Source organism: Klebsiella sp. K4 (genome assembly GCF_014596785.2).
Classification (GTDB): domain Bacteria; phylum Pseudomonadota; class Gammaproteobacteria; order Enterobacterales; family Enterobacteriaceae; genus Klebsiella; species Klebsiella pneumoniae.
Genome location: NZ_CP115021.1, coordinates 1,881,510 through 1,894,471, shown reverse-complemented (window position 1 = coordinate 1,894,471; position 12,962 = coordinate 1,881,510). Strand labels below are relative to the sequence as shown.

The following is a 12,962-nucleotide window of genomic DNA, read 5'->3' as shown; positions in this document are numbered from 1 at the left end:
ACTCCTGAATCTAAATCACAGATGGCCTTATCTATTACGACTATAATATTTAAGTTAAGTGCAGCTAACCATCTGAATTCATGACATAAAAAGGAAATCGCAAGTTGATTACAAGCTTGCAGGCGCATTTAAATGAAATAATTTCCTAAGAAAGAAGGGTAATATGGTTAAAAATACTGGTAAGGCGTATGAAGAGTTTGTTCGTACAATACAACAAAGCTTGATAAATGCAGAAGGCATATCCCATTTAAAAAATATAACAGTAGAAACCAACAAAATAATAAAAGATAGAAATGGCATCGATAGACAGTTTGACGTGTATTGGGAGTTTAACATTGGTGGCCATGAATATAAAACCGTGATTGAATGCAAGGATTATGCATCGACCATTACTGTTGATAAAATCGATGCATTTCTCGGAAAAACAGATGACATCCCAGGATTAAGGCTTATTTATGCAACAAAAACCGGCTACCAAAGCGGAGCAAAAATAAAGGCCGAAAACAACAAAATAGATTTACTTATTGTCCGTGAGGCAAATGATTCCGACTGGATGGCACCTGACGGAACACCATTAATTAAGCAACTTCAAATAAATGTCACTGCAATGACCCCTCCAGTAATAAAATATTTCACGCCATCTATTGAACAATCATGGCTAGACTCGCAAAAAGATTTGGATGTCGATACAATAATTCAGAAACTTAGTAGCATACCGAGCAATGAATTATTCATTAAAAATTGTACCAATGGTGACTTTTACTCTCTTTATAAATTATCCAGCATGTTGAAAATTAAAATACCTGACATCAAGTATGGAGAAGGAACTTTTAGAGAAGAATTGAGTAACAACTCTTACCTTCAAAGTGAGAACGGCGACATTCAAATAAAAATCAGTGGTTATGAACTTGGTTACGAATACCATGAACCCATAACATTCACATCAACAATTGATTATTCAAAAGATTTGCTGGGCATTGTTCAAAACTATCTTTCGGGTTCAAAACAAATGATTTTCAAAGATGGAAGAACAAAATAAAAAATCTAAGCCTGAAACACTCCTTTCAGGCTTTTCATTATCACTGTTTATCTTCTGTATAAACCCCAGCGGAAATAATTGCCCCTCCGATTCGACGTTTTCCGTATAGTAAACCGACTGGATAACCTTGTGATACCGTATTCGTGACGCCACCAAAAGCGTATGATGCTTTATTTTCCGGGGATTCCTTGCGAGCCAAGCCTACGGGCTGCGGAGAAAGCATCTGGACTACACCCCCTAGCATCATGGCACCACCAGCCATCATCACATTAACGCCCCACGGTTGATCAAATACAAATGTGGCTACTGAACCAACCGCAACAATAACCGCCCCTAAGATAGTTTGAAGGAAACCAGCTTTTTTGCTACCCATGATCACCGGTACAATACGGATGACATCACCTGTTATAGGAAAATTTAAATCGTTCTCACCTATGTTTTTTTTACCCTTGAAAATAGCGAAGGTTAATCCTTGTTCCTTACTATGAATCATATACTTTTCAAACCCAGGTAGCGTCGCAGCTAATGCGATCCCTGCCTCATGTACGGTGCTAATTAAACGATGATGAACCTTACCAAAAGTTTTACCAAGCACACCGCTCAGTTCAATTCGTGTCATTTTTTCGTTCATAAACATTTCTCTGTAAAAAGTCATATAAGAATAAAGACCATAACATCTGAACCAACTGACATAAAATTCAAATACCATTAAATGTCGCCAATCGTTCTTTGTGACTGTCACTCATATCAAAAGCAAAATCCTTGTGCTCAGACTGGAAAGTACCAAACGCCATCAACGCTGATACAGCAGGATCGATCTTATTAGCGGATTTTTTCTTGTTAGGCTTGATATTGGCGTTGGCGTCAGACTCCATAACCACATTACCCATTGCCCAGGACAGAACAGGATCACCACGATGACGCACAACCCTGCGGTTGACGAATACCTCAAAGGATTTCGCTACCGGGCTGAACCTGAGATAGGTTTGAGGAAACGGCTCCACATCGAGACCTGCTCCCTGAAGCTGAGTGCGCAGATGCGTGGCGTTCCAGGTATCGAAGCCCACCAGTCTGATATTGAAGATTTCAGCATCGCGCAGGATATCGTCACGAATGCGATCATAGTCGATACAGTCGCCGGGTGTGGTGCGTATCCAGCCCGCTTTTACCCACTGGCGATAGATGGCTCGGTTTTTGTTGGCGACGTTAAGCAACTGCGCTTCCGGCAGATAGTGACGGGTCAGAAGCCGGATCTCCCGGTCCAACGGGAAAGCGTAACTCACGCTGGTGATATCGCTGGTTGAGGACAGGTCAAATCCTGCGTAGCATTCCATTCCGGCCAGCTCTTCTTCGTTATAGTCGAGTGCACAGGCATCCCACGCGCCAGCCCCCATCCACGGCGTGGTGCTCTGACACCAGATATTGAAACGCTTGGTTAGCATCTCCACCCACTGCGACGGTATGCCCCGCGCTTTCTGGATGGTGGATTCCAGCTTCGCCGCGTCAACGGAAACATGAAGATTGGGGTTAGCCTTGATCCACATTCCCGGCAGCTCAACCTCGCTTTCGTCGTCCAGCTCGTAGATCAGAACAAACAGCGAATCGTTGCTCTCTTCCCCAGCCAGAATCTGGCAACAGTAGTCATAATGCTGCTTACAGGCCGAGACTGCATTACTCCCGGCGGTAGTGATGGCGAACAAAATCGCCTCCGGACGGGCCCCCATGCCCAGCTCAAGCGCGGAATAAACGCCGTTATCCGGGTGAAGGTGGTACTCATCGACAATCGCCAGGCTGGGGTTAGTCCCTTCAATGGTGGCCGCTTTTGCCGCCAGCGGCTTTAACAGGCTGTTGCTCTTTGGGTAAATGACCTTGTGCGCCTGAATACTGACGCGCTTTTTCAGCGGCTTTGAGAGCAGGCACATCTGACGGGCATCGTCGAACACAATACGGGCCTGATCCCGGCTTACCGCCGCCGTGTAGATATCCTGCTGGCCCTTTTCCATCACCAGAAACCAGTTAGCCAGCATGGCGGCGACGGTGGATTTGGCATTCTTGCGTGGCACTTCAATAAAGGCGCTGCTGTACTTCCGGCGGCCTGTCTCCCTGACTTTAAACCCCAGCAGGTTAGCAAAGGAGAACTGCTGCCACGGCTCAAGCTCGATAGACTGCCCGCGCAGCGGTCCTTTGACGTGAGGGCAGAGCCGGGAGAACGCAATAAACCGCTCTACGGTCGCCGTATCGAACTCATAACGGGGGTCATTCAGGTCTGAAAAGTACCTTTCCACGGCCTGTTTTAGGCGCTTACAGGCCGGAATTTCGCCCGTTTTTATCGCGTTTGCGTACTCATCCCAGACGGTCAAGCTCGTCTTCCTCTTCCGTTTCTACAGGATTACGACGGCGGCTTACCGGATCAAAGCCCAGCAGCGACGACATTTTAATCATGATTTTTTCAGCATCGGCCTTTGCACTCAGCGCCGGATTCCGGCTCTCGCCGCCCTGGCTATTAACAATGCTGAACCCACGGCTGGCAAGGTCATCCACGGCTTTGCGGTACAACGAATAGTTGACGCAAAAAAGCTCAAGGTTATTCCAGTCGGCGGGAGTCAGATCCCCGCGCTCCGCCAGTTGCTTCGCCTTTGCTTTCCACTGCTGCGCGGCTAGCTCATCAAGGTAAGCTGGCGGTTTTGGTGGTCTTGCCATAAAAATTTCTCGTTTCCATCGCGTTTTATTTTCAAAAAAATTACCGAGCGTAAAAATTTGAGGGGGCAGGTGGTTCCTCGCTGAGAGGGGTTTGTCCTGAAAACCTCCCCCACCCCGTCCATTCGGCCTGTCAGCGGTTGCGAAAGCATTCAATGAGCCCCCGGTCACGCTGGCTCATGCGCTTTGCTGCGGGCTTCTTATGCACTCTCTGTCTGGTTGGTTGCCATGACTCACGCTGCTTTATCAGCCCACTAATCAGCCGCTGCTGTTCCTGCTCAGTCATTGTTTGCCTCATAGATCCAGTCGGTGCGATGACGTGCTGCTTCTTCCTGCTCACAGAACTTACCGGCTTTACGCTGCTGCTTCGTCACCGGGTCTGTTGTGGTTGTCTTCCGTCCATGACAGGCAGCGCATAACGACTGGTGATTACTGGCGGGCCAGAACAGCACATCGGCCTCACCCTCGATAGGGATGATGTGATCGACGATAGTTGCCGATGTATAGACGTCAGCCTTAAGACAATGGACACACAGCGGATTAGCTTTCAGAAAATGACGACGATATTCGCCCCAGCGGTTGGAGTAACCACGCTCTGTTCGAGTACCTCTTCGGCTGTCGCTTTCTCGGCGGGCATCCCGCTTATGCTCGTCACACTTGCCAGACTTCACCCGTTTATTACATCCCGGCTCAGTGCATCGGCGTAGTGGTTGCCACGGCATCAGTACACCCCCACATCACGATAGACAGACCACAACGCAGAGACAGCCATCGGTATCTCTTTGGCGTCAGTATCACCAATCATCGTGCGGTACTCGTACAGCTGAGATACGTACATCAGACAGCCAATCTTGATAGCTGGCGTAAACTCCAGCCCGTTATCAAACCGCTTGCCGATATGCTTCTGGCAAACCTCCAGCGCCGCATCGATGTATGCCTGTATCAGCGTGTCTTCATAATCATCATCAATACGGCAATGCAGCTTTGCTTCTTCCAGACCAATTAACTCATTCATTGAAAATGCCTCCCTTGCACAGCAGCTCAAGCCGGGTGTGATCCACATCAGGAATGACGGCCACAATGCCGTAAACCTGCCCCCGGACATTTGGCGAGCGGTACAAAATGCGGTTTGCGGTGGTGATATCGTCGCGGTAGCGCGTCCAGATTCGTACAGTGGCTTCGGAGTAGAGCGCCCCGGAAGACATACGCTCACGCCCACTTATAGCGCGGATTTCAGCCCAGACGGTGGCAAGGTCAGACCACACAGAGATAACCTGCCCCATCTGATCACGGTGAGATTCTGACTTCTGAAAAGTGACGCGGCGTTTCATCTTTCCGGCTCTCATTCGTCACCGTCCTTGTTGTCCTTACTGACCTTCACTTCCTGCTTCCATGCCTGACTGTATTCGTCGCCACCTTCACGCGGTGGCATCCCTTCGCGTTCGCGGGCTTCGTTCGGGTTCATGATCCCGTTCTTGATACCGCGCTCATAAGTGGCGTAACGTTCGGTTGGAGTGGCTCGAAGAAGATCGGCAGAGTCGAACTCCACCTGATAACGGATTCCGGGTACAGGCAATGCCACCAGCAACGCGGATTTAATCTGCTGCTCAAAGTTCGCCAGCCACGGGCGCATTGTCATGGTAAGAAAGGCGCGGCTCGCCTCACTAAAATTGCTGTAGGTGCTGTTGCTGTATTCCTGCAGGAAGATGGGAGAAACGTTAAACATGCGGGCAATATCTTCAATGGTGAAGCGACGGGAGGCCAGCCACTCAGCATCCTGATTGCTCATGCCAAGCTGCTTATAGTCCATGCCACCTTCAAGGATCGGCGTTTTCCCGGCGTTTCTGGCACCTTTGTAGCGTTCCAGTGCGTCCAGGGCTTGTTTGCCCTTTAAGCTGTCGAGCCATTCAGCAGTAGTGACCACGCCAGCCGCCATCATGCCATCTTTCATAATGCTGGCACCGTGGCGCTGCTGAGCGAGGCCCAGCCCCAACGCCTCACGGCAGACGGTGATCGGCGAACGCCCCAGAAAGCCATCGTCGGTGGAGTAACGCAGGTGCAGCATCTCTTCCTGCAAGTAGGTGCGCACAGCCCCCGTAAACGGTTCAGTAACGGTGTATTTGTACTTATGCTGGCCAATACGTTCGGGAACAACCGCCCCCGGCGCATACGGATGCAGGGATTGCGGCTGGCCGTCACGGCCCCACTGGATCACCGCATAGGCGTTACCATTCAGCAGGCAGTGGCGCATCATCGTGCGTTTAAACTGGTAAGGCGTCTGGCAGTCGTTAGGCTGTTCGTTCAGGAGAAAATCCACCGGGTGATTGCTCAGCCACTCCCGCGCCTCTCGTCCTTTATCATTTCGTACCCGATAGAGGTAACAGGGCATTGTCGCCACAGCTTCACTGATAACAGAAACAGCATTCATCACCGCCGGCAGAGATTCCGCAGTACCCGCAGACACGTACTCGCCTGATCCGGTATTTGGAATCCCTGCCATCGCCAGAAACTCATCAATGGTCATGCTGCGCTGCTCGGAGGGTTCAGACTTACGGCCAAAGGGCCAGATATTCCACATATCAAAGCCCCGCTAATTCAGCCCAGCGGCGACGGTTATCGCCAGCGCGACGCAGTTCAGGATGTTGGGAGAAAAGCGAACGGTGCGCGATTTCCACACCAGATTCAGGATAAGCAGGCATAGACGTAACTGTGATTTCCCGCAGGTCGGCAGCTATTACAGTACGGAGGTACGGAGACTGGCCGATATCCCACGCCTCTTTCAGCGCACGGAAACCAAAACTCATGCCGGAAATATCCCCACGTTCCACCAGCTCCAGCACATCATTCCCAAGCTGGGTATTCGGCGGGGTCAGCTCGAAGCGCAGCCCGGTATCGTCCTCGGACAGCACCAGCGTGCCGGATTTAGTGCGCCCCAGCAGTTGGGTATAGTTATGCTCGTACAGTGCGCGCACATCGCTACCGGATGCCAGGCTGTCTTTAAACGCCCCCGGTACAAACTGCTCGCGGAACTCATCCCAGATAACTTCTGACAGGCTGTTCCAGCGCACGGCATAGCCCACCAGCTTTTTGTTGCTGGCGCTCAGCTCAGAGGTACGGATTTCAAAATCGATTGTTTTCATTACTGGACTCCACAGAGGGCAAAAGGAGCCGAAGCCCCTTAAACGTCAGATCAGGAACCGGAGCCGGAAAGCTCAAGCACCTTGATGGCGCAGGAGTCCACCACGCCGCCGCCCAGGTATTTATCGGTATGCACCTTGTAGAAACCCGGTTCGGTGATATTGTCAGGACGGGTGCGCACGCCAGTGGTGTGATCGACAATGAAGTAACCACGCTTAAAATCGCCTACCGCCAGAAATGCTTCTCCCGGAGCCGCATCGGGCATAGTTTCCAGATACTGAACCGGACGGCCCAGCAGCGTATCAGGAGAGTCAGCGACCAGACGATCGCGCCAGATATAGTCCCCGTTATCGTTTTTCAGCTTCTGAAGCGTGGCCGCAGTATTCGAGTTCATCACCCATACGGCGTTCTTGCGGTATTTCGCTTTCAGCTTGTATAGCAGGTCGATCAAACCATCTGAGTTAACAGCAGTCGTTTCCATCTTCTCCAGCGTGCCGAACGGACGGGTTTTATCGCTGGTGGCCGCACGCGGATAGGACAGGAACCCTTTGGATTTTTTATCACCGTCGCCGTTCACAAAGTCGGTTTCTTCAGTAGCGCTGAAGGTTTCGGAGATTTCAGAAGATAACCAACCCAGAACATCCACCTCGGAAAAATCGAGGATCTCCTGAGTGGTTTTCGGGTATGCATAGATCGGGCTGAGTTTGATATCGACACGTTCCATTCTCGGTGTGGTAGTTTCGGCACGCGCTTCACCTTCTGCCCCATGCTTAACGGCAGCACCGCCCACAGATACCAGTTTCTGGTATTCGTTGGTTTTGGTTGTCTTCACTGTCGCGATAGATCGCATCACGCTGTCATCCTGCAACTGGCGCATGATCTCTTTGTCCAGCTCAGGGATAACGGTATAGCCGCCATCAGCCTGCACCAGCGTGGAGAGAGAACGGGTATCACCGGTCATGATGTAGTGCCGCAGTTCGTCGTTGCTTACTGGCTCAGCTTCAACGGAAGTACCAGGCAGATTGCGCTCATCGTTGGCAACGGCTTCAAGGCGGGTAATTTCCACTTCAAGCGTATCAGCCCGGGCGCGGAGTTCGTCGAACTGTTTACCCTCTTCATCATTCAGGCTGCGCTTCTCGCTGTCGGCTTTGTCCAGCATAGAACGCATCTGGGTTTTGAGAGCGGCTTTCTGCTGGCGTAATTCGAGTAATTTTTTCATGAGTGGTTTCCGTAACAATTAACGTTAAGACGTGAAACCAGCGCGGGAAGGGGTAAGGCCGTTTAACCTTTTTCTGAGTCTCTCAGGCTGTACTCACTACAGCTTGATTAAACGGCCTGTGGCGGCTCACGTCTGAGTGCCACTCTTTAAGGTATATATAAATTTTAGTGAGTAAATAGACCGCCTTTATCTTAAACGGTAATGAAAATAGACGAACAAATAATTTACAAAACCAATCATTCAAACTAGCCTGATCGGGCTAATCTACAACACAGCAAGGGAACAAAAATGGAAGATAAAGAACTTATGACAGCGCTGTTTGCACAGCAGCGAGTTCAAGTTATGCACATAGCAAAACATTACAATGAATTCACTGATGCCTACCTCTATGCATGGGATCGCGGAGTTTATCCATTCCTTAGCGATACAGATGGTAGTGTACCTGTTATGCCGCATGAATCATTCAGTGAATATTTTATAACAACTAGAGAAAAAGGGCTTTTTCTAATTAAAAGACTTGATGATGCCTGGCTGGCAAAAGAGAAACTCACTTTTTATAAGCTTGAGGATGAGTTAAACGTCCGCAGCGGGTATTCCACAGACTGGACACGATCTGACTTACTTCATCTTTGCAGATATTTCTATTTGGATGGACGCTTTGACGATACCTTATGGAGAAATATTTGTAAAAACATGGAATGTCCAACTGAGGCTCATTTCATTACTGATAGTTTCGACAGAAAAACAGATGTTTTTTTCATGTAATTTGTAGGCCTGGTTGATACCAGGCCTATCTATCATTTCTCGCTCATCCAGTCCGGCGGCGTTGACATCTTATTTCTATATTCTTGCAAATGCTCAATCATGGCATCCAATTGTTCACGGTTCGTGGCAAGTATCTCCTCTGATAGAGTGCTGCGAACAAAATCATGATGGTCGATCCAGAACAGCGCACCATTTTTGAGAACCTGCCGATACTCAGCAGTAGGCATTGCACTCATGTCGTGAAGCCCATATTGATCGTAGTGCTCTTTAATATCCTGAATAGTAACTGGCATATAACCTCCTGAATTTTATCAATTATATTTAAATTTATCGCGGGCATAATTAAGACGTTAAGCTGTTACAACGCGGTTAATGCCACCATCCTCAAGCCATTTCATTACAGCTTTACGGCTGTAGCGAGAGGGATAGGTGAGTATCAGGTTTGGGAATCCGTGATCTTTGCGTAAACGCCATATGGCTGTTTTTTTCTTACCCAGAAGAGCGAAAAGTTCCGGCTCTTCCATGAAATCACTAACGATCATAATCTACCCTCCATCAATTATGCTTTTATTCTGCTATAAAATTAAAAAATATACGTTTAAGTGTTCACCCATTCACCTTTATGAGTTTCTTTATTAAATTCATATGGTTATATGGTGAACGCTCTTCGTTCAGGTGTTCACAAGTGTTCACCCTACCCTTCACCCTTTAGAACAAAAACAAACAAAAGGTGAACAGGTGAATACTTGGTGAATACTTCATAAATAAGTGTTCACCCCTTAACACCATGTAATAAATAGACTTTTTAACATGGTGAATACTGGTGAACACTTTATTTATAACTTTACTCTACCCCAGCACTTTCAGAATTATTGTTACATGACGGCATCCAGTCGTCTGAGTCGTCGTGTAGCGTAACGTTTGACCTGATACCGTGCTTGGTTTTCCGCTTTTCGTACTTCTTCCCGTACTCGGCCATTGCGCCTGGCATATCGGTACCAAACCGCATCAGAGAGACTGGCTTACTCAGACCATTGGCCCGCATGTATGCCAGATAGGCGTGATACAGATATTTGCGCGGGCTGAATGGCACAATCTCCGCATTGCCGATAAACATTCCATCGCAAACTACCGACGCCATCAGATAACCGCAGAAATCCACCAGCGAATCTCCTTCTCGCTTGATAGCCAGTGCTTCTTCTGACTTCTGCTGTTCGTGCAGCAGCTGTTTGGCTTCGTCCTGGCTTGCAAAACGGGTCAGCAGATGGCGAATAATGACGGCCAGCTCACCTTCTATCTTTTCAGCCAACATCGTATCGCGCTCGTTTTCCGGAACTATTTCCGTGAAGTTGAATATAACTCGGCGGCGCGATATCCCACCACTCCGGTCGCTGAAGGTCATTGCATTGTTGTTGACCGCCAGCACCACAGCCTGAATACGGGTTGAATATGGCGCTTTATGCTTAGGATCGATAGAAACCTTGTCACCGCCGGTAATTGCCTTAATTCCGGCGCCATCGCCAGCATAGCGGGTCATATCCGGCATGATGATAAGTGAGTACCCAACCACCAGCGCTCTATCTCTGGCATCCTCCAGCGCTTTCATGCTGGCTGATACAGTATTGGCCTTGCCCGCAAGCATGGTGCATATTTCCGCCATCACACTTTTACCGCTACCGCCGGGGCCCGTAACCTCAAGGAACAGCTGCCAGTCGTACCGATTCGCCAGCACCATAAATAGCGCCGCCAGCACACGGTCTGTTTTGCGGTCGTTGTTGGCCACGGAACGGCGTAACCACTTCCAGAAGTTCGGCGCATGGCTGGCCAGTGTCTCCCCCTCTGCTGGTGGACTGAATGGCAGTTCACTGGCAATCAACAACCAGTCGGTTTTGCTGTGCTCCCTGAACTGCCCCGTCCGGGTATCAAATACGCCGTTGCTGAAGCCAATGAGGTTGCGGGCTGTTACGCCCATCACCGGCAGACTCAGCTTCATGGTTTCCACCGCCGATTTGATGGCGTTCTGCGAATAGGCTACCTCAGCATCAATGTAAATCTGCGCCATTGCCCGTTGCAGCTCTTTATCCGGGAGTGGATTCCAGATCGCACCGTTATAGTGGTGAACCATGTCCGAATCAGCATGAATAGCTAGGTCTCCATCGTAATGGGCCAGCAGCACTTGCCCGCGCTGGCTGGCCCCCATCTGATTAAGAGCCGGGCTAACTTCATCATGCGCTGGTTCTCTTTTCGTCACTGGCAGATTTACTACTGTGCTTTTTCCTTCCCTAATCCGATTAAGATGATCGCGCCAGTCCTCCGGATGAGTATCGGGAATACCCTTATAAAGTTTTGCCTCCTGTACCCCAGCCTGTGCCAGCTTGGCACCAATGGCACTAATCATCGACGTCTCGATATCGCCAGCCAGGTACACCCGCGCAGCTCGGCGGCCATCATCGATAATGCGCAGGTTATCCAGTTCCTCCAGTTGCCGCGGGCCAAGATAAACAGGAGGCGTGGTATCTTCCGCGATCTGCTTTCCTAACCCCTCTTCCCAGCCTTTGGCATGACTCCACGCGTCGGCACCCGCGAAAATAATCGCTTCTGTAAACTTGTCTTTCGGCAGCGCCTTTACGTTAGGTGCATTTTTCACTTCGGGATCCCTCCGCTCATTTGGAATTTGCCTATCAGCGGATGAAACCAGTAGGCCGAACCGTATTTTCGTTTTGCGCTACGGAGAACCAGTCGGGCCGCTTCCCTGAATTTCTCATCAGGCACAATAAAGCCACCTGATTTCAGCTTAACCAACATAACGCCCGTATTTTTCGCCAGTTCCTCCGCTTTTTTGGTAGAAATGCCATACTCAGCCGCCAGCGTAGCGACAGGAGTCATACCGGGAGGGATTTCACCGCCCTGACTACCAGTCAGCGCTCTTACTTTTTCTTCAAGAACGTTGACTTTCTCCACCAGCAGATCAAAGCGTTTTTCCAGTTCATTGAATTTGACGTTGCTGCTCATGACTGAACCTCCGAACAACTTTCAAAACGCTCGCGCTCTGCTTTTAAGAAGCTATCCAGATTAGAGGCCAAAGACTCAAACAGCTGTCCAAGCGCGGTGATTTCGTCGTCCTCCATTGCATTGGGATAACACACCAGCATAGTCGCCACGATTTTTGCTTGAGCAGCGCTAAGCGAGGCAAGACGCAATTCCTCTTCATGCTCTTCAAGGTTTTTTAGATCAGCTACATAGCGCAGTTGTGACTTAGTCATTTCGAGCCTCCAGAGGAAGGCTGATTTCTCCTCCCATTATTGACCAGAGAGTTGCTCGATTTTTGTCGGTCCATGTAAACGAATAGGGACTTTCAGTACGGATTTTTGCTGCAAAGGTTAGATGCCACTCAGGGAAGATTGCTCGAGCATCCTCCTCCGAATCTGCATCACATCTGAGGACTACAGGTGAACATTCAGAAAGCGCTTCTCGGGTAGCCAAGAATAGCCATGTAAATTTGGGGTAAGTTTGGGTATGCTGTGTTCCAGCCATAGTCGTTACTCCAGTTAACGGTTTGTGGTTAGAAGCCCCGATAGTGTTCGAGCACATCGGGGCTTCGTCGTTTCTTATGGTTGCAAAAAAACGAAAGTTACGTTGTAATTACAAACACGAGACGATGATAGGAATTTTGTAATTACAATGTCAACACAAAAATCAAAAACTGATCAGTACCAAATCCGTTTAGCCCATGAACTGCGTGCGCAACTTGAAGAAGAAATGCGCAAAGATGGTGACTCATCACTTGCAACCTGGATCAAACGGATTATCCGAAAAGAATTGCAATCACGCGGTATCAAGCCCATGGGTTGATTCTCATTCTTTACAAGGAAAGTGATAATAAAATACGATTTTTCTCCCAAAGCAGCGGTAGCATGAATGCTTGTATACTGACAGTGCTATATGAACCAGTAGATTTCATCATGACGCGCAATCGTGAAGCGGGAGAATGCAATATTTCATGTCGACACCGAATTGCGCGGATCACTAATATATTACACAGTCTATACCCCCCAACTCATAGGAGTAGGAAAGAGCAATCCCGAAATGCAGTTACTCATATTT

General features: G+C 49.0%; 19 protein-coding genes. 3 read left to right on the top strand and 16 right to left on the bottom strand.

Annotated features, from left to right (window positions below; translation table 11 throughout):
* Positions 1 to 163 precede the first annotated feature (163 nt).
* On the top strand, positions 164 to 1,039 hold the full coding sequence (locus IB144_RS09390; protein ID WP_117103482.1) for a restriction endonuclease: 876 nt from the start codon (positions 164 to 166) through the stop codon (positions 1,037 to 1,039).
* A gap of 40 nt (positions 1,040 to 1,079) precedes the next feature.
* Here the strand turns inward: IB144_RS09390 and IB144_RS09385 are convergent, their stop codons facing one another.
* The 10 genes from IB144_RS09385 to IB144_RS09340 all read right to left on the bottom strand — a co-directional run bounded on the left by IB144_RS09385 (position 1,080) and on the right by IB144_RS09340 (position 8,093).
* Entirely contained in the window at positions 1,080 to 1,670 is a 591-nt protein-coding gene (locus tag IB144_RS09385; RefSeq protein ID WP_117103483.1) for a tail assembly protein, read from the bottom strand.
* Positions 1,671 to 1,737: 67 nt separating this feature from the next.
* Entirely contained in the window at positions 1,738 to 3,399 is a 1,662-nt protein-coding gene (locus tag IB144_RS09380) for a terminase large subunit (protein WP_149358914.1), read from the bottom strand.
* Positions 3,383 to 3,739 carry a phage terminase small subunit P27 family gene (locus tag IB144_RS09375; RefSeq protein ID WP_048292171.1) on the bottom strand — a complete coding sequence of 119 codons (357 nt, stop codon included), beginning with the start codon at positions 3,737 to 3,739 and terminating at the stop codon, positions 3,383 to 3,385. The genes IB144_RS09380 and IB144_RS09375 overlap by 17 nt, the downstream gene beginning before the upstream one ends.
* Before the next feature lie 130 nt (positions 3,740 to 3,869).
* On the bottom strand, positions 3,870 to 4,022 hold the full coding sequence (locus IB144_RS09370) for a hypothetical protein (RefSeq protein WP_223168767.1): 153 nt from the start codon (positions 4,020 to 4,022) through the stop codon (positions 3,870 to 3,872).
* Positions 4,015 to 4,458, bottom strand: coding sequence for an HNH endonuclease (locus IB144_RS09365; RefSeq protein ID WP_071583197.1), 444 nt, complete (start codon positions 4,456 to 4,458; stop codon positions 4,015 to 4,017). Before IB144_RS09365 ends, IB144_RS09370 begins: the two co-directional genes overlap by 8 nt.
* On the bottom strand, positions 4,458 to 4,751 hold the full coding sequence (locus IB144_RS09360) for a head-tail connector protein (protein ID WP_016160668.1): 294 nt from the start codon (positions 4,749 to 4,751) through the stop codon (positions 4,458 to 4,460). The genes IB144_RS09365 and IB144_RS09360 overlap by 1 nt, the downstream gene beginning before the upstream one ends.
* Entirely contained in the window at positions 4,744 to 5,082 is a 339-nt protein-coding gene (locus IB144_RS09355; RefSeq protein WP_004174258.1) for a phage head closure protein, read from the bottom strand. The genes IB144_RS09360 and IB144_RS09355 overlap by 8 nt, the downstream gene beginning before the upstream one ends.
* Positions 5,079 to 6,314, bottom strand: coding sequence for a phage portal protein (locus IB144_RS09350; protein ID WP_149358913.1), 1,236 nt, complete (start codon positions 6,312 to 6,314; stop codon positions 5,079 to 5,081). Before IB144_RS09350 ends, IB144_RS09355 begins: the two co-directional genes overlap by 4 nt.
* 1 nt (position 6,315) lies before the next feature.
* Positions 6,316 to 6,876, bottom strand: a complete 561-nt coding sequence (locus tag IB144_RS09345; RefSeq protein ID WP_044245572.1) for an HK97 family phage prohead protease — start codon at positions 6,874 to 6,876, stop codon at positions 6,316 to 6,318.
* Between the two features lie 50 nt (positions 6,877 to 6,926).
* Entirely contained in the window at positions 6,927 to 8,093 is a 1,167-nt protein-coding gene (locus tag IB144_RS09340; RefSeq protein WP_073553785.1) for a phage major capsid protein, read from the bottom strand.
* A gap of 288 nt (positions 8,094 to 8,381) precedes the next feature.
* On the opposite strand from IB144_RS09340, the gene IB144_RS09335 reads away from it, so the two are divergent.
* Positions 8,382 to 8,858, top strand: coding sequence for a hypothetical protein (locus IB144_RS09335; protein ID WP_073553786.1), 477 nt, complete (start codon positions 8,382 to 8,384; stop codon positions 8,856 to 8,858).
* A gap of 32 nt (positions 8,859 to 8,890) precedes the next feature.
* Here IB144_RS09335 and IB144_RS09330 read toward each other — a convergent pair whose 3' ends face one another.
* The 6 genes from IB144_RS09330 to IB144_RS09305 all read right to left on the bottom strand — a co-directional run bounded on the left by IB144_RS09330 (position 8,891) and on the right by IB144_RS09305 (position 12,392).
* Complete coding sequence (locus tag IB144_RS09330; protein ID WP_073553787.1) at positions 8,891 to 9,151, bottom strand: hypothetical protein; 261 nt, start codon at positions 9,149 to 9,151, stop codon at positions 8,891 to 8,893.
* 57 nt (positions 9,152 to 9,208) lie between these two features.
* Complete coding sequence (locus IB144_RS09325) at positions 9,209 to 9,400, bottom strand: hypothetical protein (RefSeq protein ID WP_073553788.1); 192 nt, start codon at positions 9,398 to 9,400, stop codon at positions 9,209 to 9,211.
* Positions 9,401 to 9,702: 302 nt separating this feature from the next.
* The gene (locus IB144_RS09320; protein ID WP_073553789.1) at positions 9,703 to 11,505 is read right to left on the bottom strand and encodes a primase-like DNA-binding domain-containing protein; all 1,803 of its coding nucleotides are present in this window, start codon (positions 11,503 to 11,505) and stop codon (positions 9,703 to 9,705) included.
* Positions 11,502 to 11,870: a hypothetical protein gene (locus tag IB144_RS09315; protein ID WP_073553790.1), complete on the bottom strand. Its 369-nt coding sequence runs from the start codon at positions 11,868 to 11,870 to the stop codon at positions 11,502 to 11,504. Before IB144_RS09315 ends, IB144_RS09320 begins: the two co-directional genes overlap by 4 nt.
* Positions 11,867 to 12,121, bottom strand: a complete 255-nt coding sequence (locus IB144_RS09310; protein ID WP_073553791.1) for a hypothetical protein — start codon at positions 12,119 to 12,121, stop codon at positions 11,867 to 11,869. Before IB144_RS09310 ends, IB144_RS09315 begins: the two co-directional genes overlap by 4 nt.
* A complete protein-coding gene (locus tag IB144_RS09305; protein WP_073553792.1) occupies positions 12,114 to 12,392 on the bottom strand; it encodes a host cell division inhibitor Icd-like protein in 279 nt (92 codons plus the stop codon). Before IB144_RS09305 ends, IB144_RS09310 begins: the two co-directional genes overlap by 8 nt.
* A gap of 147 nt (positions 12,393 to 12,539) precedes the next feature.
* On the opposite strand from IB144_RS09305, the gene IB144_RS09300 reads away from it, so the two are divergent.
* On the top strand, positions 12,540 to 12,710 hold the full coding sequence (locus tag IB144_RS09300) for a hypothetical protein (RefSeq protein WP_162881841.1): 171 nt from the start codon (positions 12,540 to 12,542) through the stop codon (positions 12,708 to 12,710).
* The last annotated feature ends 252 nt before the right edge of the window (positions 12,711 to 12,962 follow it).